The organism is Streptomyces phaeoluteigriseus, from assembly GCF_001896135.2.
GTDB lineage: Bacteria > Actinomycetota > Actinomycetes > Streptomycetales > Streptomycetaceae > Streptomyces > Streptomyces phaeoluteigriseus.
The window spans coordinates 107,015-127,852 of sequence record NZ_MPOH02000015.1 but is presented as its reverse complement, the minus strand read 5'-3'; the positions used below and the strand labels follow the sequence as shown (position 1 = coordinate 127,852).

Sequence of the window (20,838 nt, the reverse complement as noted above, 5' to 3'; positions counted from 1 at the left end):
GTCAGCGTAGATCAGCGCAGCGGCAGCTCCGCACGCACCTGCCAGTCGCCCTGGTCCGGGCCGGTCGACGCCCGCCCGCCGAGCAGCGCGGCCCGCTCGTGGATGCCCCGCAGTCCGCTGCCCCGGACCGGGGCGGACATGTGCGCGGTCAGCGGATTGCGGACCTCCAGGCTGAGCACGCCCGCGGCGACCTCGATCCTGACCAGGACCGGAACGGATCCCGCGTGCCGCAGCGCGTTGGTCAGGGCCTCCTGGAGGATGCGGTAGCCCTCGCGGGACACCGGACCCGGCACGCTCTCCAGCGCCCCGGCCAGCTCGGCGTCCACCTTCGCGCCCGACGCGCGAGCCGACTCCAGCAGCCGGTCCGCCTCGGCCAGCGTCGGCCGGCCGCTCACCGGCCGCTCCGCCTCACGCAGCACCCCCAGGACGCGCTCCAGGTCCTCCAGCGCGGTCCGGCCGGTCTCCTCGATCGCGGCGAGCGCCCGATCGGTGAACGCCGGGTCGCCCGCCGCCCGCGCCGCGCCCGCCTGCACCACGGCCACCGTCAGGGCGTGCCCGATGGAGTCGTGCAGCTCGTGGGCGATGCGGTTGCGCTCCAGCAGCTGCTCGGTGCGCTCCTCCAGGGCCGCGAGCCGCTCGCCCGCCGAGGGACCGAGCAGCCGTCGCGCGAGCGCGGTGACCGCCTCGCCGAGCCCGACGACGATTCCGTACCAGGCGAGGAGGGGCAGCGGCACCAGCAGGGCGTACCACCAGTGCGGCGTCGCATCGGCGAGCACCGGGACGTCGTGGGGCACGCGCCCGCCCGCGAGGCCGGCCAGCAGGTAGGCGAGGATCGGCAGCCACACACAGGCGATGCTGGTCACGACCCCGAGTGCCATCCGCGCTTCCAGCCACAGCACCGTGCGCAGCCGGTCCCGCCAGGCCGTCGCCGGAGCCACGGAGAACCCCGGATCCCGCACGCCCGGAGACAGCAGCAACTGCGCCTGCACCCCCTCACCCGTGCGCACCGCGGGGATCAGCCCGAGCGGGATCAGGGCCACCGCGGGAACCCACGGCTTCGACATGTCGATGAACAGCCAGACGCTCACGACCAGCATCGGCACCCACAGGTGCACCAGTCGCGTGTACGTCGTCCCCCGCAGCAGCGGGCGCAGGAATCGGCCCATGCGGCCATCGTGACAGGCACCACCGACAACCGGTCTCCCCCGGGCGGGGGAGACGGACCCCACCGGCGGGGGAGGCCCGCCACCGGGTCCGGCGGCCACCGTGGTCCCATGACCAGCATCGACGTCCGTGACCTCACCAAGGAGTTCGGCCCCCGGCGGGCCGTGGACCGGCTCACCTTCCGTGTCCTGCCCGGCCGCGTCACCGGCTTCCTCGGCCCCAACGGCGCCGGCAAGTCCACCACGCTGCGCCTCGTCCTCGGCCTCGACCGGCCCACCTCGGGCAGCGCCACGGTCGGCGGCCGCCCCTACGCCACGCTGCCGAACCCCTGCGCCACGTCGGGGCGTTGCTCGACGCGCAGGCCCCGCACGGCTCCCGCACCGGCCGCGACCATCTGCGGGCCCTCGCCGCGAGCAACCGCATCCCCGTCCGCCGGGTCGACGAGGTGCTCGAGGAGACCGGGCTCGCGCCGGCCGCGCGCCGCCGCGTGAAGACGTACTCGCTCGGCATGCGGCAGCGGCTGGGCATCGCCGCCGCCCTGCTCGGCGACCCCGAGGTGGTGCTGCTCGACGAGCCCTCGAACGGCCTCGACCCCGAGGGCATCGTCTGGATCCGCGGGCTGCTGCGCCGCCTCGCGGGCGAGGGACGCACCGTCCTGGTCTCCAGCCACCTCATGAACGAGACGGCCTCCTTCGCCGACCAGCTCGTCGTCCTCGGCCGGGGCCGACTGCTGGCCGACACCCCCATGCGGGACTTCATCGACGCGCGCGTACGGCCCCGCGTCCGGGTCCGCACCTCCGACCCCGCCGCCCTGGAGAAGGCTCTCGCCCGACACGGTCACGAGGCGGTGGCCCACGACGACGGGCACTGGACGGTGGACCACGCGCGCGTGGACGACATCGGCCGCCTCGCGTCCGAGGCCGGCCTCCCACTGCTCGAACTGACCGCCGAGGAAGGCACGCTGGAGCAGGCCTACCTCGACCTGACCACCGCCGAAGCCGAGTTCGCGGCCGCTCCCCAGGAGGCCTGACATGGGATTCTCGCCCGCACTCCACGCCGAGTGGATCAAGATCAGTTCGCTGCGGTCACAGGCCGCCACCTTGTGCGGGATCCTCCTCGCCACCGTCGCCTTCTCCCTGCTCGCCGTGGCCGACACGGACGGCGCGGACGCCGACCCGCTGTTCTCCGCCTTCTTCGGCGTCAGCTTCGGCCAGGTCGCGGCGGTGGCCTTCGGGACGACGGCGATGGCGGCCGAGTTCCAGGGCGGCGCACTGCGCGTGTCCCTGGCCGCGGTGCCGCGCCGCGGCCGCTGGTTCGCCGCGAAGGCCACGGCGATCGCCCTGCCCGTCCTCGTCGTCGGCCTGGTCACCGGCCTGCTGACCTGGGCCGTGGGCCGTGCGGCGCTCGGCGGGCGGGCCGAGGGGTTCGGCACGGCCGAAGGACTGCGCGCGTCCGTCGGCTGCGGGCTCTACCTCACGCTGATGGCCCTCCTCGCCGCCGGTCTGACGGCCGTTCTGCGCAGCGGGGCGGCCACGCTCGGCATCCTCATCCCGTTCCTGCTGATCGTGTCCTTCGTGGTCGGCGACATGTCCGGCTCCGTCGCCGACTTCCTACCGGACCGGGCGGGCCAAGTCGCCCTGCACGGAACGTGGGACGGCTCGCTGGGGCCGTGGACCGGCCTGACGGTGACCGCCCTGTGGACGGCAGCGGCCCTCGCGGCGGGAGCGTGGCGGATACGGCGCCGGGACGCCTGAACGGGCCCGCTCCCTGACGCGGCGCCAATTGTCAGTGGCGGCGGGTTTACTGGATCTCATGGACATGGAGAAGTACCTCGCTCTCGCGGACGTGCTGTCCTCCCGGGGGTTTCCCGCGCAGGACAGCACGTCGGACGTCGGCGAGGGCGGTCCGGGGTTCCATCTCGCGCCCTTAGCGGCGAGCCACGGCCTGCGGGTGGCGGACCCGGCGCTGCGCCTCGCCGAGGTCGAGCGGTTCCGCGACGACATGGAGGCCCTGGCGGGGAAACTGACCGAGCGTTGGGGAGAGCCGTACCGCGTCGGTCTCCAGACGGTCCGGCTGCGCACCGCGCACGAGGAGATACCCGAGCCGTGGGCCCGGCTCAGCCTGCTCGTGGGGGACGTCCACCTCTGGGAGCTGCCCGAGCAGGGCCGCTGGGCCGCCCTCGGCGTGGCCGACCTCGACCAGGACGACGAGGTCCGGCTCCTCCTGCTCGTCACCGACACCGACCCGCCCTGACCGCACCGCACAGCGGCCCGGCGTCAGTCCTCGGCCGCCACCCGCAGCCGAGCGAACTCCTCCGCCATCGTCGCCGCCGTCCAATGCGCGTTGAGCCCACTCGGATTCGGCAGCACCCACACGCGGGTGTCCCCGATCAGCCGCTCCTGCGGGCCCACCCGGGCCGTACGTTCGTCGAACGCCACCCGGTAGGCGGTCACGCCCACCACCGCCAGCCAGCGGGGCCTCAGCCGGACCACCTTCTCCCGGAGCAGCCGGCCACCCTCGCGGTACTCCTCGGCCGTCAGCTCATCGGCCCGCGCACTCGCCCGCGCCACCACGTTGGTGATGCCGAGGCCGTAGGACGGCAGCTCCCCCTGCTCCTCCGGCTTCAGCAGCCGGGGGGTGAAACCGGACAGGTGCAGCACCGGCCAGAAGCGGTTGCCCGGCCGCGCGAAGTGGTGGCCGGTCGCCGCAGTCATCAGGCCCGGATTGATGCCGCAGAACAGCACGCGGAGGCCGCCCGCGACGACGTCCGGCACGAGACGGTCGCGGGCGGCCTCCAGTTCCGCCTGGGTGAAGCGGGTCAGAGGATCGCCCCCGGGGTGTAACCGGCGGCCTCCGGCCGCTGCTTCACGATCTCCTCGATGCGGCCGACGACGATGGCCACCTGGTCGGCTGCGGCGCCCGTGAAGGACAGCTTGTCGGCCATCAGGGCGTCGAGCTGCGCGCGGTCCAGCGGGATGCGCCCGTCGGCGGCGAGCTTGTCCAGCAGTTCGTTGCGCTCGGCGCCCTGCTCGCGCATCGCCAGCGCGCAGGCCACGGCGTTCTCCTTGATCGCCTCGTGCGCCAGCTCCCGGCCGACGCCCGCCCGCACCGCGCCCATCAGGACCTTGGTGGTGGCGAGGAACGGCAGGTAGCGGTCCAGCTCACGGGCGACGACGGCCGGGAAGGCACCGAACTCGTCGAGCACCGTCAGGAACGTCTCCAGCAGACCGTCGAGCGCGAAGAACGCGTCCGGCAGCGCGACCCGGCGCACCACCGAGCAGGACACATCGCCCTCGTTCCACTGGTCGCCCGCCAGCTCACCGGTCATCGAGGCATAACCACGCAGGACGACCATCAGGCCGTTGACCCGCTCGCAGGACCGCGTGTTCATCTTGTGCGGCATCGCGGAGGAGCCGACCTGGCCCGGCTTGAAGCCCTCGGTCACCAGCTCGTGCCCGGCCATCAGCCGGATCGTCCTGGCGAGCGAGGACGGCGCCGCCGCCAGCTGCACCAGCGAGGTCACGACCTCGTAGTCCAGCGAGCGCGGGTAGACCTGGCCGACCGAGGTGAACGCCTGCGAGAAGCCGAGGTGCGTGGCGATCCGCTGCTCCAGCTCCGCGAGCTTGGCAGCGTCGCCGCCGAGCAGGTCGAGCATGTCCTGGGCGGTGCCGACCGGCCCCTTGATGCCGCGCAGCGGGTAGCGGCCGAGCAGCTCCTCGACCCGGCCGTACGCCACGAGCAGCTCGTCGGCCGCGGTCGCGAACCGCTTGCCCAGGGTGGTGGCCTGCGCGGCCACGTTGTGCGAGCGGCCGGCCATGACCAGCTCGGCGTGCTCGCCGGCCAGCTTGCCCAGCCGGGCCAGCACCGCCACCGTACGGTCGCGGACCAGCTCCAGGGACAGCCGCATCTGGAGCTGCTCGACGTTCTCCGTGAGGTCGCGGGACGTCATGCCCTTGTGGACCTGCTCGTGCCCGGCGAGGTCGTTGAACTCCTCGATCCGCGCCTTCACATCGTGCCGGGTGACCTTCTCGCGCTCGGCGATGGAGGCCAGGTCGACCTGGTCGAGAACACGCTCGTAGTCGGCGATCGCCGACTCCGGCACCTCGATCCCGAGGTCCTTCTGGGCCCGCAGCACGGCGAGCCAGAGCTGACGCTCCAGCTTCACCTTCTGCTCGGGCGACCAGAGCGTGGCCAGCTCGGCGGAGGCGTAGCGTCCGGCGAGAACATTGGGGATGCGGGGCTTGGCGGGAGCGGAAGTCACGGGTACGGATTCTACTGGCGATTCGTGCAGGCCAGCGCCATGGCCCTGTTCGGCGGAACCTACGAGACCCGGGTCACGCACGGCTACCGCCGCGGGAGACCCGGGTCACGCCCGGCTACCGCCGCGGTCCCTCGTACGGCAGCAGGTCGGGGCGCTTCGGGGGGAGGCCGTCGCCCGAGGAGCGGCCGGTGAGGCGGCGGGCTATCCAGGGCAGCAGATACCGCCGGGCGAACCGGGCGTCGGCCACCCGGCGGGCGACCCAGGCGGGCGGCACGGTCGCGGGCATCGGCTCGTGCCAGCCGGTGTCCTCGGGGTCGTAACCGAGACCCTGCCAGACGGCCTCGGCGATCCGGCGGTGCCCCTCGGCCGTCAGGTGCAGCCGGTCCACGTCCCACATCCGCGGGTCGCCCAGGGACGGGGCGCCGTACAGGTCGACGACCAGCGCGCCGTGCCGGGCGGCGAGGCCGTCGACGCAGGCGAACAGCTCCTCCATGCGCGGCCGGAACCGTGCGAGGACGGGGCCCTGCCGGCCGGGGCTGCGCATCAACACGAGCTGCTTGCAGGAGGGGGCGAGCCGCTCCACGGCCTCCGTCAGCAGGTCGCGCACCCGGACCATGTCGCACTTGGGGCGCAGGGTGTCGTTCAGGCCGCCGACCAGGGTGATGACGTCGGCGCCCATGGTGGCCGCGACCGGCACCTGCTCCTCGACGATCTGGCCGATCAGCTTGCCGCGCACCGCCAGGTTGGCGTAGCGGAAGCCGGGGGTGTGCGCGGCCATCCGGCCCGCGAGGAGGTCCGCCCAGCCGCGGTAGGTGCCGTCGGGCAGCAGGTCCGACATGCCCTCGGTGAAGGAGTCGCCGACCGCGACCAGGCTGGAGTAAGGGGGAGTGGTGTTCGTCTGCATGGCGTCAGAGATGCTAACCCGCCCGCCATACCCAGCGGTCGGTCACCCCCCCGCCGCCGGTCTCAGGCCCGCTGCCCGAACAGCTCCCGCAGCACGTCCTCCATGGTGACCAGCCCGGCGAGCCGCCCGTCGGAGCCGAGCGCGGCCGCCAGATGGGTGCGGCTGCCGCGCATCGCGGTGAGCACGTCGTCCAGCGGAGTCGTCTCCCGCACCCGGGCGATGGGCCGCAGGTCCCGCACCCGGAACGGCTCGTCCCGCGGCGAGGCGTCCAGCGCGTCCTTCACATGCAGGTAGCCGACGATCCGGCGCCCCTCGTCCACCACGGGGAAGCGGGAGAAACCGGACTCGGCGCCCAACCGTTCCAGCTCCTCCGGGGTGACGCCCACGCGCGCGTAGACGACGCGTTCCAGTGGCAGGACGACATCCCGCACCGGGCGCCGGCCCAGCTCCAGGGCGTCGTGCAGCCGCTCCTGGGCGCGGTCGTCGAGCAGGCCCGCCTCGCCGGCGTCCCGCACGATCTGCGCCAGTTCCGCGTCCGAGAACGTGGCCGTGACCTCGTCCTTCGTCTCGACCCGCAACAGCTTCAGCAGACCGTTGGCGAAGGCGTTGATGGTGAAGATCACCGGCCGCAGCGCGCGGGACAGCGCGACCAGCGGCGGGCCCAGCAGCAGCGCGCTGCGCACCGGCTCGGCGAGCGCGATGTTCTTCGGCACCATCTCGCCGAGCAGCATGTGCAGATACGTCGCCAGGCTGAGCGCGATCACGAACGACACCACATGGCCCGCGCCCTCGGGGACGCCGATCGCGTGGAACGCCGGCTCCAGCAGGTGCTCGATCGCCGGTTCGGCGACCACACCGAGGACCAGGGTGCACAGGGTGATGCCGAGCTGGGCGGCCGCCAGCAGCGCCGACACGTGCTCCAGACCCCACAGCACGCTCTTGCCGCGCCGGTCGCCCTGCTCGGCGTACGGCTCGATCTGGGAGCGGCGTACCGAGATCAGCGCGAACTCCGCGCCGACGAAGAAGGCGTTGACGACCAGGGTCGCCAGGCCGATGAGCAGTTGGACGGCGGTCACCGGTCGGCTCCTTCCACGGGGTTCTTGACGAGCGGGGCGTGCAGCAGGACGCGCGCGGCCCGGCGCCCGGAGGCGTCGACGACGTCCATGCGCCAGCCGGCCACGTCCACGCTGTCGCCGACGGCCGGGATACGGCCCAGCTCGGTGGCGACGAGACCGGCGAGGGTCTCGTAGGGGCCCTCGGGGGCGTTCAGTCCCACGCGTGCGAGCTGGTCGGTGCGGGCGGCGCCGTCGGCCGAGTACGTCTGGCGGCCCTCGTCGTCGGTGCCCGCGCGGGCCAGGTCGGGAGTCTCGTGCGGGTCGTGCTCGTCACGGACCTCGCCGACGACCTCCTCGACGATGTCCTCCAGTGTCGCCACGCCCGCCGTACCGCCGTACTCGTCGATGACCACGGCCATCGTCCGCTTGCCGGAGAGCCGGTCGAGGAGGCGGTCCACGGTCAGGGACTCGGGGACCAGCAGGGGTTCGCGCATCAGCTCGGCGACGGGCACGCGCGCGCGGTGCTCCGCCGGCACGGCCAGGACGTCCTTGATGTGCGCGGTGCCGACGACGGTGTCCAGGCCGCCGCGGTACACCGGGAAGCGGGACAGGCCCGTCGCCCGGGTCGCGTTCGCCACGTCCTCGCAGGTCGCCTGGGCGTCGAGGGCGATCACCTGCACGCGCGGGGTCATCACGTTCTCCGCGGTGAGGTCGGCCAGGTTCAGCGTGCGCACGAACAGCTCGGCGGTGTCCGCCTCCAGGGCGCCCTGCCGGGCCGAGTGCCGGGCCAGCGCCGCCAGCTCCTGGGGGCCGCGGGCGGAGGCCAGCTCCTCGGCGGGCTCCAGGCCGAACCGGCGTACCACCAGGTTGGCGGTGTTGTTGAGGTGACTGATGAAGGGCCGGAAGGCGGCGCTGAACCAGCGCTGCGCGTTGCCCACCCGCTTGGCCATGACCAGCGGGGCGGAGATGGCCCAGTTCTTCGGCACCAGTTCGCCGACGACCATCAGGAACACCGTGGACAGTGCCGTGCCCAGCACCAGGGCGGTCGAACTCGCCGCCGCGTCCGACAGACCCAGGGACCTCAGCGGGCCGGAGATCAGCTTGGCGATCGAGGGTTCGGCGAGCATGCCGACGACCAGGTTGGTGACGGTGATGCCGAGCTGGGCGCCGGAGAGCTGGAAGGTGAGATTGCGGACGGCCTTGAGGGCGCCGGCCGCGCCGCGCTCGCCGCGCTCCACGGCCCGCTCCAGTTCGCCGCGTTCGACCGTGGTCAGCGAGAACTCCGCGGCGACGAAGGCACCGCACGCGAGCGACAGCAGGATCGCCACCAACAGCAGGAGCAGTTCCATCACCGGTTCACCTCCGTCCCATGATCGGACAGGGCAGGGTGGATCGCGCGATGTCGGATACTGGGAGGCTCGCCCATGGGCGGACGCTCACACCTTTCGTGAAGTCGGTGAACCGATGACGGAACAGTACGGGTGAGAGGGACCGTATGGTCCGTAGGCCCCCCAATGGTAAAGGATCGGCAAAGGGCGACAGACCCGCTCCCGGTTCAGCCGGTGAGCGGCTTCACCCAGCGCCGCCACTTCTCCTCCGGCGTGTACCCCGCCGCCCGCCAGGCATGGTGGGCGGTCTCGTTGCGCGTCAGCACCATGGCGTCGGCGCGCCGACCACCGAGCCCGACGAACCGTTCCTCCGCGGCGGCGAGCAGCGCCGAGCCGATGCCCTGGCGGCGGTACGCCGGATGCGCCGCCAGTCGGTAGAGGTGGCAGCGCCAGCCGTCGAACCCGGCGATCACCGTGCCCACCAGCTCGCCGCCGCGCTCCGCCAGGATCAGCGCGCCCGGGTCGCGGGCGACGAGCCGCTCCACGCCCTCCCGGTCGTCGCTGATGCTCGTGCCTTCGGCGGCCGTCTTCCAGAAGGCCAGCACGGTGTCCAGGTCGTCGGGCGTCGCGGCCCGTATGCGCAGATCAGACATGGGCCGATCCCACCACGCTCGGCACACCGCGGCGCGGGATTCCATCATCCGGACGACCGCCGCGTCCGCCCCGCCATCTCCACCCCGGGCGGCCGCGGCGCCGGTCGGGGACCGGCCACGCACACGACGTGGCGGCACCCCCCGGCCCTGACCGGGCGGCGCCCCCCGGGTCTCCGCCGCGCTTCCCTCACTCGTGCGCGATGGCCGCCAGCACGTTCATCCGCGAGGCCCGCAGCGCCGGCAGCAGCGCCGCCACCACACCGACCACCGCCGAGCCGACGACGACCGCGACGATCGTGGTCCACGGGATCGCCAGTGCCTTCATGCCCTGCAGGGCCAGCACCTGCTGGGTGCACACCCCCCACACCAGCCCCAGCGCCAGCCCCAGGACCGCGCCGAACACCGCGATCACCACCGACTCCAGCCGGATCATCCGGCGCAACTGCCGCCGGGACAGCCCGATCGCTCGCAGCAGGCCGATCTCCCGGGTCCGCTCGACGACCGACAGGGCGAGGGTGTTGACCACGCCGAGCACCGCGATCACGATCGCCAGGCCGAGCAGCGCGTACACGAGGTACAGCAGCACGGCGATCTGGTCGTGCACCAGGTCCTTGTAGTCGGCCTGGTCGCGCGCCTGCACCTGCGGGTAGGGGTCGAGGGTCCGTTCCAGCCGGGACCTGAGCCGGTCCGCGTCCGTGCCGGCGGCCGCGTTGACGTACAGCGCGGAGTCCTGCCCGCCCGGCACGTACTTCTCGACGGTCCCGATGCCGAAGAACAGGCCGCCCTGCATGCCGAAGCCCTCGGCGGCGTCCTGGTCGTGAGCGCACCCACCCGGAACGACGCGGTCCGCTCACCGGGGAACTGGACGGGGAGCACACTGCCGACCCGTACGCCGTGCTCCTCGGCGAAGTCGACGTCCATGGCGATCGCCCCGTCGGCCAGCGCGGCGGCCGTGTTCCCGCGCGCGTACGTCACATGGGCGACCTCGTCGACCTGGCTGTCGTATCCGGCGGCCGTGGTCCTGATCCGCCGGCCGTCGGGCAGCCGTACGGCGACCGGCGCGAACCGCTGCCGTACGACGAGGCCCACGCCGTCGGTGTCGCGGACCCGGTCGGTGACCTCCCGGGAGAAGGGGATGAGGTTGGTGTTCTGGATGACGAAGTCGGCGCCGAGGGTGTCGTCGATCTGCTGGTCGAAGGACTTCGACATCGAGGCGCTCGCCACCGACATGCCGCCCACCAGCGCGAGCCCCACCATCAGCGCGGCGGCGGTCGCGCCGGTGCGGCGCGGGTTGCGCAGGGCGTTGCGCTGGCTCATCCGGCCGATCGACCCGAACAGCGCCGGGAAGGCCCCGCCGAGCACCCGGATCACCGGGCGGACGAGCAGCGGGCCCGCGACGACCGTCGCGATCAGGGTGAGGACGACACCGAGACCCAGCAGGGAGGCGGCGGACGCCGTCTCCGACGCGGTCGCGCAGCCCACCAGGGCGGCCACGCCCAGGGTGCCGAGTGCGGCCCCGACCACCGCGCGCACCTTCAGTGGCCGTCCCACCCCGGCCACGTCCGCGTCCGCCAGGGCCGCCATCGGAGACACCGTGGCCGCGCGGCGGGCCGGGAGGTAGGCGGCCACGAAGGTGACGCCGACGCCGACCACGTACGCCGAGACGGGGGTGACCCAGCCGATGACCATCTCGGCGGTGTCGAGGTTCATACCGAAGGCGCTCATGAGGCGGATCAGGCCCGCCGCCATGCCGATGCCGGCCGCGAGGCCCACGGTCGAGCCGACCAGGCCGAGCAGCACGGCCTCGGTGAGGACCGAGCGCCGCACCTGGCGGCGGTCGGCGCCCAGGGCGCGCAGCAGGCCGAGCTCCCGGGTGCGCTGCGCGATCAGCATCGAGAACGTGTTGACGATCAGGAAGACGCCCACCAGCACGGCGATCCCGGCGAATCCGAGCATCACGTACTTGATGACGTCGAGGAAGCCGCCGAGGTCCTCCGCCGCCGACGTGGCCTGTTCGTCGGCGGTGCGCACGTCGTAGGGCCCGGAGCCGAGCGCGGCGGCCACCCGGGGCTTCAGCTCCTCGTCGGTCACCCCGTTCGCCGCCTCCACGGAGATGCTCGTGGCCAGGTCCGCGGAGCCCAGCAGCCGGGTCGCGGCGATCTCGGGGTCGAGGAAGACGAGGGCGCTGCCGGGGTTGGTGGTCTTGAAGGTGGCGATGCCGACGACCTCGACCCGGAACGAGCCCGGCTGGGCCAGCACGGTCAGCGTGTCACCGGTCCGCACGTCCTTCCTGTCGGCGGTGTCGGCGTCGAGGACGGCCTCGCCCGCGCCGCGCGGGACGCGTCCGGAGGTCAGTTCCACCGGGCTGCGGTCGGTGACGTACCAGTCGGTGGCGATGGTGGGCGCGCCGGTGGTCGGTCCGACGGACCTGTTCGCGCTGTCGACGACGGTGATGTTCTCCACGCTCACGTCGGCGTGTGCCGAGGCGACCCCGTCGACGGCGGCCACCCGGCCGGTGAGGGAGGTGGGCACGGTCTGGACGGCGCCGGTCGGCACCGAGGCCTCGAGGTCGTCCCGCGGTTCCACGGTCACGTCGGCCGAGGTGGACGCGAACAGGCGGTCGAAGGTGCGAGCGACCGTGTCTGAGAAGATCAGGCTGCCCGCGACGAACGCCACCGACAGCACGACGGCGAGGGCCGAGAGCAGCAGCCGCCCCTTGTGCGCGAGGAAGCTCCTCAGTGTCGCCCTCAGCACCTGCTCAGTCCTCCTCGGGGGCCGCGCCCGCCTGGGCGCGGATCAGGTCGAAGCGCTTCATGCGCTCCAGCACCGCTGCTGCCGTGGGTCGTTCCATCTCGTCCACCAGCCGCCCGTCGGCGAGGAAGAGCACGAGGTCGGAGTGGGTGGCGGCGCCGGGGTCGTGGGTGACCATGACGACGGTCTGGCCCAGGTCGTCCACCGCCTGGCGCAGGAACGCGAGGACCTCCAGACCGGCGCGCGAGTCCAGGTTGCCGGTCGGCTCGTCGGCGAAGATCAGCTCCGGGCGGGAGGCGAGCGCGCGGGCACACGCCACGCGCTGCTGCTGCCCGCCGGAGAGCTGGGACGGCCGGTGCTCGAGGCGGTCGCGCAGGCCGAGTGTGTCGATCACCTGGTCCAGCCACCTCTGGTCCGGCTTCTGGCCGGCGATGTCCATCGGCAGGGTGATGTTCTCGACCGCGTTGAGCGTCGGGATGAGATTGAACGACTGGAACATGAACCCGATCCGGTCCCGCCGGAGCCGGGTCAGCTCGCGCTCCTTCAGCCCCGTGATCTCGGTGTCGCCCAGCCACACCTGTCCGGCGGAGACGGTGTCGAGTCCGGCCAGGCAGTGCATCAGGGTGGACTTCCCGGAGCCCGACGGCCCCATGACCGCGGTGAAGCGACCGCGGACGATGTCCACGTCCACCGAGTCCAGGGCGAGCACCGTCGTCTCACCCGAGCCGTACGCCTTCGTCAGACCCCGGGCGCGGGCCGCCAGGTCCTCGGCGGAGGCCAGACCGGGGGCGTGCTGCGCAGCAGGTGTGGACAAGGCTGCCTCCTCGCTCGCGTGGACGTGCCGTGTCGTTGTCCCGGCCGAGCGTAGTGTGACCGGGCGCACACCCGGTATCCCTTTTCGGCGCGAGTCCGCCCTTGCCCATGCTAGCGGTTCGGCGCTAGCTTCGAGGTATGGCGAAGACCCAGCTGAACGTCCGCGTGGACGAGGGCACGGCCAAGGCCGCCCGCGAACGCGCCACCGCGCGCGGCATGAGCGTGAACCGCTACATCGAGGAACTGGTCAGGCAGGACGCCGGCGAGGCGGGTCACACCTTCGTCGAGGCCGCCGCCGACTTCATGAAGCAGTACGAGAACGTCTTCGCGGAGGAGTTCGGCGCCGCAGGCGAGGGCGGCACCCACGAAGGTCGCCGCTGACCCCTTGAGCGACCTCACGATCGACCTCGCATGGCTCCTGATGATCGCCGAACAGAAGACACCCGGAGACCCCCAGGTCACCGACTGGGGAGCACTGGTGGCGGCGGTGGCACGCCATGACGCCCGGATCTTCGACGTCCTCGTGTACGACTCGCCGCACGCCCGCGCGGCCTCACTCCTCCAGCTCCTGCTGCACGTCCCGGCGCTCGAGCGCTCGAACGCCCTCTTCGCCTGCGCCGTCGCCTACGCCTACCTGGTGGCGAGCGGAGCGAAGGTCGTGACCTCCCCCGAGCAGGTCCGCGACCTGGCCCGGCTGGTCAAGACCGGCGAGGCGTCGGTGCACGACATCACGCGGGAACTGCGCCGGTGGAGCGAGTGAACCGCCTCGCCGACAGCCCCTAACCGCGCGTCCCGTCGGTGACCGGCCGCCAGGCCGTGCCCAGCCTGCAGTACGACGACGGCAGGACCGGGCCCTTCTCCGGTACCAGCAGCCTCCGGTACGGACCGAGTTCGAACCCGGCCTCGCGCAGGGCGCCCACCGGGTCGCGGGAGAGGTGGCAGCCGCCGCTGACGAGCGGCCACACCGTCCGGTCCAGGGCGCGCTGGGTGAAGGCCATCGCCGGGCCGCCGCCCGTACCGTGCTCCAGGAACCGCACCTCGCCACCGGGCCGCAGCACGCGCCGTACCTCGGAGAGGGCCCGCGGCAGGTCCCGCACGCTGCACAGGACCAGCGAGAGCACCACGGCGTCGAATGCCTCGCTCTTGACCGGCAGGGCCTCGGCCGCGCCCGGCGCGACATCCACCGGCACCTCGGCCCGCAGGGCGGCCTGCACCGCCAGCGTGCGCAGCAGCCGCTCCGGCTCGATCGCGACGACCTCGGAGACCGTTCGCGGGTAGTGCGCGAAGTTCAGGCCGTTGCCCGCGCCGATCTCGATCACGCGGCCGGAGAGCCCCGCGACCAGCCGGCCGCGCAGTGCGGCCAGGCCCCCGCGGGTCTCCGCGGCCACGCTCACCCGGGCGTAGCAGCGCGCGAACAGCGGGTGGTGGACGGGGTCACCGGCCACCTTGCCGGAGCCGGTGGACCGTAGTGGCATGGCGACCTCCCGGGCAGGACGGGCCTACCGGGATCCTCCCCCGTACGGGCCCGTCGCACTCCCGCCGCCGCACACCGGTGTCACTGGACGAACGCGTGCACCTGCTCGTAGATGCCGGGGTCGTTGTTGGTGTCCGTGTGCGACACACACCCGACGCCGACGTTGGTCGCCCCGCTCAGCAGCGCCGAGGAATCCGGATTGATCGCCTCGTCGCAGTTCGACCAGTAGCTCGCGTACGTCACGCTGCCCGGCGTCTCGTCGCCGGAGTTCAGCGCGGTGAGGAACGAGCTGCCGGGCTGCATCTCCGCGCACGAGGTGTACAGCCACGCGCACAGCGAGGCGGTCGACGTGCCGTGGTTGGTGCCGGCGACGGAGACGAAGTCGTCCACGTACGCCGTACCGCCGAGGTTCTTGAGGTAGTAGCGGGAGCTGAGCGCGCCCATGGAGTGCACCACGAGGTCCACCTTGCTCGCGCCGGTGCGCGCCAGCACGTTCTGGATCTCGGTCGCCAGTTGCCGGGCGGTGGTGACGTTCGACTGGGACCAGCTGTACGACCACGCGTCCAGCTCGACGGCCGTGTAGCCGTCCGCCCTGAAGTTCGCGACCCAGTCGTCCCAACTGCTCGCGGAACTGCTGATGCCGTGGACGAGGACGACCGGATCGCGCGTCGCCGCGTGTGCGGGGGGAGCGGAGAAGGAGAGTGCCAGAAGGAGCGAAGTGACCACGGCCGAGAGGACCGCGGCGATGCGACGCCTGCCGCGCTGCATGATGCCTCCTGAAACGGGTGGGGTTGTCAGGAGTGTCCGGCGGGGTCTACGCGCGCCGCATCGGTGTAATCGCCGGTCTTTACGGTTCAAGTAACCCATCGGTAACGTCATTTCCGTGGTGATTCCGGTGAACCCCCCACCTCTCGCGGGCACTTCGCCACCGTCGCTCGCCGACGCGTGGCCGCGCCCGGCCTCGGCGCTCCCCGAGCGCGTCCGGGTCAGGGTCCTGCGCCTGGTGTACGGCGACCCGCGCGCCGCCGCCGGTCTCGCGGCGCGGCTCACCGAACGGCAGGCCGCCGGCCTGGACCCGCTGCCCGTCGAACCCGCCGACCTCGCACCCGAGTTGCTGCGCTCCCGGCGCCGCGCGCTGCGGACCCTGCCCGACGACACCCGGCTGCTGCTCCTGCTCGCCGCCGCCGACCAGTACCCGGTCGCCACCCATGCCTTCCTGCGCGCCGTCGCCGCCGCCCGCCTCGACACCCGCTGCCTGGAGTCCGCCGAGACGGCCGGACTCGCCCACGCCGCGGCCGGCGGAGTGCGCTTCGCCGACCCCTGGACCCGCATCGCCGCCTACGAGTCGGCGGGCCCGGCCGACCGGCGCGACGTCCACCGGCTGCTCGCCCGCGTCCTGCACGGCTCGGGCGAGACGGCCCGCCGGTCCTGGCACCGGGGCGCGGGCGCCCTCGGCCCCAGCGGACGGCTCGCGGCGGAACTGGCGGCGGCGGCGACCCGGGCCCGCGACGCCGGCGACCCTGCGCTGTCGGGCGCCCTGACCGAACGCGCCGCCGCCCTCACCCCGGACCCCCGCGACCGCTCCGGGCTGCTGGCGCGGGCCGCCGTCGACGCCTGGGACACGGGCGACGGCGACCGGGCCCGCGTCCTGGCGGCCCGCACCCATGCCGAGCCCCTGCACGGCGTGCTCGCCCTGCGCACCGGACACGCCGGGGAGGCCTTCGACGCGCTGACGGCGGGCGCGGCCCAGGCGGCGGGCGCGAGACCCTCGGCGCGGTCCGAGGAGCGCGCCGGACACCTCCTCGCCCGCGCCACCGAAGCCGCCGTCTACACCGGCGACCTGCACCGCTGCCGCGAGGCCGTACGCCTCGCCGGACGCCTCGGGATCGAGCCGCCGGGGGTGCTCGGCGGACTCGCGGCGGCCGTCGAAGGACGGTACGCGGACGCCCGGGACCTGCTGGGGGCGACCGCCGGACGGTGCGGTCCCGGTGGCGACCCCACCCTCCTGCTGCACGCCGGGATCGCCGCCCTGATGCTGGGGGACCATCCCCGCGCCGCCACCGCCACCCACCGGTCGGCCGCCGCGGCCCGCGCGCGCGGACTCGTGCCGCCCGTCTCCCAGGCGGCGGAGTTCCGCGCCTACGCCGACTTCTGGACCGGCCGCCCCCGCGCCGCCGAGGCCACCGTCCTGGACGCGCTGCACCAGGCCCGGGCCACCGGCCAGGACAGCGGGGCCTGTCACCTCCAGGCCGCCCTCGCGATGTTCGCGGCCCTCGCCGGCGACGTCGACCTGTGCCGTGAACGGGCCGCGGCCGCCCGCTCGTACGCCCTCGCGCACGGCCTCGGTCTGCCCGCCGCCCTCGCCCAGTGGGCGCTCGCCCTCCTCGACCTCGGCCACGGCCGCCACGACGCCGCCGCGGCCCGGCTGCGTGCCCTCGCCGGAGCCGGCCCCGGCCACGGGCACCGGGCGATCCGCCACCTGGCCACCCCGCACTACGTGGAGGCCGCGGTCCACACCGGCGACACCCGCGTGGCCCGCGTCGCGCACGCCGAGTACGACCGCTGGGCACGCGCCGTCCGCAGCCCCGACGACCTGGCCCTCAGCGCCCGCTGCCGGGCACTGCTCACCTCGGGCGCCGACGCCGTCGAGCACTACCGCATCGCCCTCGGTCTGCACGCGCAGGGCACGCGCGCCGTCGAACGCGCCCGCACCGAGCTGCTGTTCGGCGGCGCCCTGCGCAGGCTGCGCCGCCGGACCGAGGCCCGCGAGCGGCTGCACAGCGCCTTGGAGGCCTTCGAGTCCTTCGGTGCCCCGCACTGCGCCGACCGGGCCCGCGCCGAACTCCGCGCCCTCGGCGCCCCCGCCGCCACCGGCCGCGCGCCCGGGACGCCCCCCGGGCGAGCCTGACCGCCCAGCAGCTACGGGTCGCCCTCATGGCCGCCGAGGGCGCGACGAACCGAGAGATCGCCGCCCGCCTGGCCCTCAGCCCCCGCACCATCGACCACCACCTGCGCGGTGTCTTCAACCGCCTGGGCATCCGTTCCCGCATCGAACTCGTCCGACTGCTGGCCGAGGGCGGGGAGTAGGGCCTGTCGTTCGGATCGCGCCAGGCCCCGCTCACCGCGGTGAACAGCACCGTCGATGTCCTGTGGCCCGATCCGAACGACAGGCCCCAGCGCCGGGCTCGCCGGGTCCGCGACCCGACGAAACGCCCCGGCGCTCCTACGGCTTCGGGGACCACCTCCACCTCTCGGGCTCCGTCCGGCGCCGGAACGTCTCCGCCTCCCACGTCCCGTCCAGCCGTGACGCGAGCCAACCGGGCGCGGCCGTACGGAACTCGGCCGGCGGAAGCGACCCCGAACCGGCGGGCAGCGCGCCGAGCAGCGGAGCCCCCGCGATGTCGGGCAGGTCGGTGACGTTGCACCGCATCGCCAGATCGGGGGAGTCGGGCCAGGACCCGATCACGACACCCAGCAACTCGAGTCCGCGCGAGCGCAGTTCACGGGCCGTCAGGTCGGTCGTGTTGAGCGTGCCCAGACCCGCCGAGGCCACCACGAGCACCGGCGCCCGCAGCAGCTCCGCGGCGTCGGCCAGCGTGCCGCCCGCCTCGTCGAACCGCACCAGGAGCCCGCCGGCCCCCTCGACGAGGACCAGATCGTGCTCGGCGGCCAGCTTGGCCGCCGCGTCGGCGACCTCACGCGGGCGCACGGGCACCATCCCCGCCCGCAGCGCCGCCGTCGCCGGCGCCAACGGCTCGGGGTAGCGGGCGAGTTCGGCGGTGGTGACAGCGCCCGCCAGCCGCGCGACCTCGTCCGCGTCACCGCGCTCGTCCGGCCGTACACCGGTCTGCGCGGCCTTGAGCACGGCCACCGAGCGGCCCGCCGCGAGCGCGGAGGCGGCGACGGCCGCGGTCGTGACGGTCTTGCCGACCTCCGTGCCCGTCCCCGTGATCATCAGGATCGGCATGTTCATCCCTCCCGTACCGCCGCACACACCGCACGCGCGATACGCGCCACGTCCTCGTCGCCGGTGACGAACGGCGGCATCGTGTAGACGAGGTCGCGGAACGGCCGCAGCCAGACGCCCTCGCGCACGGCGGCCTCCGTGGCGGCCTTCATGTCCACGGCGTGGTCGAGCTGGACGACGCCGATGGCGCCGAACACACGTACGTCCTTCACGCCCGGCAGGTCGGCGGCCGGAGCGAGCCCCTGCCGCAGTCCCGCCTCGATCCGGCGGACCTCGGCGAGCCAGTCCTGCCCGAGGAGCAGCTCGATCGAGGCGCAGGCGACCGCCGCGGCCAGCGGGTTGCCCATGAACGTCGGACCGTGGGCCAGCACCGGCACCTCGCCCCGCGAGATGCCGTCGGCGACCCGCTCCGTGCACAGCGTCGCCGCCATGGTCAGGTAACCGCCGGTCAGTGCCTTGCCGACGCACATCACATCCGGGGTCACCCCGGCATGATCCGCGGCGAACAGCGCGCCCGTCCGCCCGAAACCGGTCGCGATCTCGTCGAGGACCAGCAGCACGTCGTGCGCGTCGCACGCCTCGCGCAGCACCGTCAGATACGCGGGGGAGTGGAACCGCATCCCGCCCGCACCCTGCACCACCGGCTCCACGATCACCGCGGCCAGTTCGTCGGCGTGCCGCCCGATCGCCGCGCGCAGCTCACGCGCGTACGTCTCGTCGTACTCCGCGGGGGGCGGGCCGACGAAGACCTGCCGGGGCAGGACCCCGGTCCACAGGTCGTGCATCCCGCCCTCGGGGTCGCAGACGGACATCGGCTGCCAGGTGTCGCCGTGATAGCCACCGCGCCAGGTCAGCAGCCGCTGCTTGCGAGGGCGGCCCAGCGAGCGCCAGTACTGGAGGCACATCTTGACCGCGACCTCGACCGACACCGACCCCGAGTCGGTGAGGAACACATGCTCCAGTCCATCGGGCGACATGTCGACAAGCAGCTTCGCCAGCCGTACGGCGGGCTCGTGGGTGAGCCCGCCGAACATCACATGACTCATCCGCCCGAGCTGGGCCCGCGCCGCCTCGTTGAGCACCGGGTGGTTGTAGCCGTGGATCGCGGACCACCAGGACGACATGCCGTCGACCAGCTCCGAGCCGTCCGCGAGCCGCAGCCGCACCCCGCTCGCCGACTCCACGACGAGCGGGTCCACCCGGCCCGGCATCGGACCGTACGGGTGCCACACGTGCCGCCGGTCCAGGTCCAGCAGCTCGGACACGGCCCCCTCAGGCATTGGGAGCGAGGTCCGTACCGGCGCCCCGGCGACGGACGGCGACCAGGTCCGTACGGGCCTCGTTCGGCTGCGGGGCGGGAACCGACCCGCAGACGCCGCCGCTCCCGTGCGAACCACAGGCGCCGCCGCTGTCGTGGGAACCGCAGCCACCGGCGGCCTCGTGGGACCCGCAGCCCGCACTCGCCCGGTGCTCCGGCAGGGTCACCTCGCCCGCGCCCTCCACCTCGAACCCGGCGTCCGCGATCATGTCGAGGTCGGCCTGACCGGCCTGGCCCTCGGTGGTGAGGTAGTCGCCGAGGAAGATGGAGTTGGCCAGGTTCAGGGCGAGCGGCTGCATCGAGCGCAGGTGGACCTCACGGCCGCCCGCGATGCGCACCTCCACGTCCGGGCAGACGAACCGCACCATGGCCAGGATCCGCAGGCAGCGCTGCGGGGTGAGGTTCCACTCCTTGGCCAGCGGGGTGCCCTCGACCGGGATCAGGAAGTTCACCGGGACGGAGTCCGGGTCCAGTCGGCGCAGCGAGTAGACGACGTCGACCAGGTCCTCGTCCGACTCGCCCATGCCGGCGATCAGCCCCGAGCACGCGGACAGCCCCGCCGCGTGCGCCTTGCGTACCGTGTCCACCCGGTCGGCGTACGTGTGGGTGGTCGTGATGTCCGCGTACGTCTCCTCGGACGTGTTCAGGTTGTGGTTGTAGGCGTCCGCGCCCGCCTCGCGCAGCCGCTCCGCCTGGCCGTCGGAGAGCAGGCCCAGGCAGGCGCACACCTCGACGCTCTCGTTCTGGTCCTTGATCGCCTTGATGGTCTCGGAGACCCGGTCGACGTCCCGGTCGGTCGGGCCGCGCCCGGACGCCACCAGACAGACGCGCTTGGCGCCCCCGGCCAGTCCAGCGGCGGCGGCCCGCGAGGCCTCGTCGGGCTTGAGCCAGGTGTACTTCAGGATCCCGGCGGTGGAGCCGAGTCGCTGGGAGCAGTAGGAGCAGTCCTCCGGGCACAGGCCCGACTTCAGGTTGACGAGGTAGTTGAGTTTCACTCGTCGCCCGAACCAGTGGCGGCGCACCTTTCCGGCCGCGGCCACCACGTCGAGCAGGTCGTCGTCGGACGTGGCCAGGACGGCCAACGCCTCTTCGCGGGTCGGCAGCTCGCGCCGAAGCCCCTTGTCCACCAGCGTGTTCAGCAGGTCCATGA

The 20,838-nt window shown here is 73.4% G+C and carries 17 protein-coding genes and 3 pseudogenes; 6 read left to right on the top strand and 14 right to left on the bottom strand.

Annotated features, from left to right (window positions below; translation table 11 throughout):
- Positions 1 to 11: 11 nt before the first annotated feature.
- Positions 12 to 1,166 (bottom strand): sensor histidine kinase, encoded by a 1,155-nt coding sequence (locus BM536_RS18415; protein WP_073494806.1) that lies wholly within the window; start codon positions 1,164 to 1,166, stop codon positions 12 to 14.
- Positions 1,167 to 1,274: 108 nt separating this feature from the next.
- On the opposite strand from BM536_RS18415, the pseudogene BM536_RS18410 reads away from it, so the two are divergent.
- The 3 genes and pseudogenes from BM536_RS18410 to BM536_RS18400 all read left to right on the top strand — a co-directional run bounded on the left by BM536_RS18410 (position 1,275) and on the right by BM536_RS18400 (position 3,417).
- Positions 1,275 to 2,194, top strand: a pseudogene (locus BM536_RS18410) (ABC transporter ATP-binding protein).
- A gap of 1 nt (position 2,195) precedes the next feature.
- Positions 2,196 to 2,918, top strand: a complete 723-nt coding sequence (locus tag BM536_RS18405; RefSeq protein ID WP_073494804.1) for an ABC transporter permease — start codon at positions 2,196 to 2,198, stop codon at positions 2,916 to 2,918.
- Between the two features lie 58 nt (positions 2,919 to 2,976).
- Positions 2,977 to 3,417: a hypothetical protein gene (locus tag BM536_RS18400; protein WP_073494802.1), complete on the top strand. Its 441-nt coding sequence runs from the start codon at positions 2,977 to 2,979 to the stop codon at positions 3,415 to 3,417.
- 23 nt (positions 3,418 to 3,440) lie between these two features.
- On the opposite strand, the gene mug is transcribed toward BM536_RS18400, so the two are convergent.
- From mug to BM536_RS18360, 8 genes and pseudogenes are all read right to left on the bottom strand, one after another.
- On the bottom strand, positions 3,441 to 3,938 hold the full coding sequence (gene mug, locus BM536_RS18395; RefSeq protein WP_281258584.1) for a G/U mismatch-specific DNA glycosylase: 498 nt from the start codon (positions 3,936 to 3,938) through the stop codon (positions 3,441 to 3,443).
- 44 nt (positions 3,939 to 3,982) lie between these two features.
- A complete protein-coding gene (gene purB, locus BM536_RS18390) occupies positions 3,983 to 5,425 on the bottom strand; it encodes an adenylosuccinate lyase (RefSeq protein ID WP_073494798.1) in 1,443 nt (480 codons plus the stop codon).
- Between the two features lie 115 nt (positions 5,426 to 5,540).
- The gene (locus tag BM536_RS18385; RefSeq protein ID WP_073494796.1) at positions 5,541 to 6,329 is read right to left on the bottom strand and encodes an SGNH/GDSL hydrolase family protein; all 789 of its coding nucleotides are present in this window, start codon (positions 6,327 to 6,329) and stop codon (positions 5,541 to 5,543) included.
- Between the two features lie 62 nt (positions 6,330 to 6,391).
- On the bottom strand, positions 6,392 to 7,405 hold the full coding sequence (locus BM536_RS18380) for a hemolysin family protein (protein WP_073494794.1): 1,014 nt from the start codon (positions 7,403 to 7,405) through the stop codon (positions 6,392 to 6,394).
- The gene (locus BM536_RS18375; RefSeq protein WP_073494792.1) at positions 7,402 to 8,736 is read right to left on the bottom strand and encodes a hemolysin family protein; all 1,335 of its coding nucleotides are present in this window, start codon (positions 8,734 to 8,736) and stop codon (positions 7,402 to 7,404) included. Before BM536_RS18375 ends, BM536_RS18380 begins: the two co-directional genes overlap by 4 nt.
- A gap of 203 nt (positions 8,737 to 8,939) precedes the next feature.
- Positions 8,940 to 9,365, bottom strand: coding sequence for a GNAT family N-acetyltransferase (locus BM536_RS18370; RefSeq protein WP_094103217.1), 426 nt, complete (start codon positions 9,363 to 9,365; stop codon positions 8,940 to 8,942).
- 187 nt (positions 9,366 to 9,552) lie between these two features.
- Positions 9,553 to 12,119, bottom strand: a pseudogene (locus tag BM536_RS18365) (ABC transporter permease).
- 4 nt (positions 12,120 to 12,123) lie between these two features.
- Positions 12,124 to 12,930 carry an ABC transporter ATP-binding protein gene (locus tag BM536_RS18360; RefSeq protein ID WP_073494788.1) on the bottom strand — a complete coding sequence of 269 codons (807 nt, stop codon included), beginning with the start codon at positions 12,928 to 12,930 and terminating at the stop codon, positions 12,124 to 12,126.
- A 137-nt stretch (positions 12,931 to 13,067) separates the two neighbouring features.
- On the opposite strand from BM536_RS18360, the gene BM536_RS18355 reads away from it, so the two are divergent.
- Positions 13,068 to 13,310: a toxin-antitoxin system, antitoxin component gene (locus BM536_RS18355; protein ID WP_073494786.1), complete on the top strand. Its 243-nt coding sequence runs from the start codon at positions 13,068 to 13,070 to the stop codon at positions 13,308 to 13,310.
- A gap of 4 nt (positions 13,311 to 13,314) precedes the next feature.
- Entirely contained in the window at positions 13,315 to 13,689 is a 375-nt protein-coding gene (locus tag BM536_RS18350) for a fic family toxin-antitoxin system, toxin component (protein ID WP_094103216.1), read from the top strand.
- A 19-nt stretch (positions 13,690 to 13,708) separates the two neighbouring features.
- Here BM536_RS18350 and BM536_RS18345 read toward each other — a convergent pair whose 3' ends face one another.
- Positions 13,709 to 14,404 carry a class I SAM-dependent methyltransferase gene (locus BM536_RS18345; RefSeq protein WP_073494782.1) on the bottom strand — a complete coding sequence of 232 codons (696 nt, stop codon included), beginning with the start codon at positions 14,402 to 14,404 and terminating at the stop codon, positions 13,709 to 13,711.
- 80 nt (positions 14,405 to 14,484) lie between these two features.
- Entirely contained in the window at positions 14,485 to 15,171 is a 687-nt protein-coding gene (locus BM536_RS18340) for an esterase/lipase family protein (RefSeq protein WP_073494780.1), read from the bottom strand.
- Positions 15,172 to 15,286: 115 nt separating this feature from the next.
- Here BM536_RS18340 and BM536_RS18335 point away from each other — a divergent pair.
- Positions 15,287 to 17,490: pseudogene (locus tag BM536_RS18335) on the top strand (helix-turn-helix transcriptional regulator).
- A 136-nt stretch (positions 17,491 to 17,626) separates the two neighbouring features.
- Here the strand turns inward: BM536_RS18335 and bioD are convergent.
- Genes bioD through bioB form a run of 3 tightly spaced genes read right to left on the bottom strand, consistent with a single transcriptional unit; the run spans position 17,627 to position 20,836 of the window.
- Positions 17,627 to 18,370, bottom strand: a complete 744-nt coding sequence (gene bioD / locus BM536_RS18330) for a dethiobiotin synthase (RefSeq protein ID WP_073496935.1) — start codon at positions 18,368 to 18,370, stop codon at positions 17,627 to 17,629.
- 2 nt (positions 18,371 to 18,372) lie between these two features.
- Positions 18,373 to 19,650 (bottom strand): adenosylmethionine--8-amino-7-oxononanoate transaminase, encoded by a 1,278-nt coding sequence (locus tag BM536_RS18325; RefSeq protein WP_094103215.1) that lies wholly within the window; start codon positions 19,648 to 19,650, stop codon positions 18,373 to 18,375.
- Positions 19,643 to 20,836 carry a biotin synthase BioB gene (bioB, locus tag BM536_RS18320; protein WP_073496937.1) on the bottom strand — a complete coding sequence of 398 codons (1,194 nt, stop codon included), beginning with the start codon at positions 20,834 to 20,836 and terminating at the stop codon, positions 19,643 to 19,645. Before bioB ends, BM536_RS18325 begins: the two co-directional genes overlap by 8 nt.
- Positions 20,837 to 20,838: the final 2 nt, after the last annotated feature.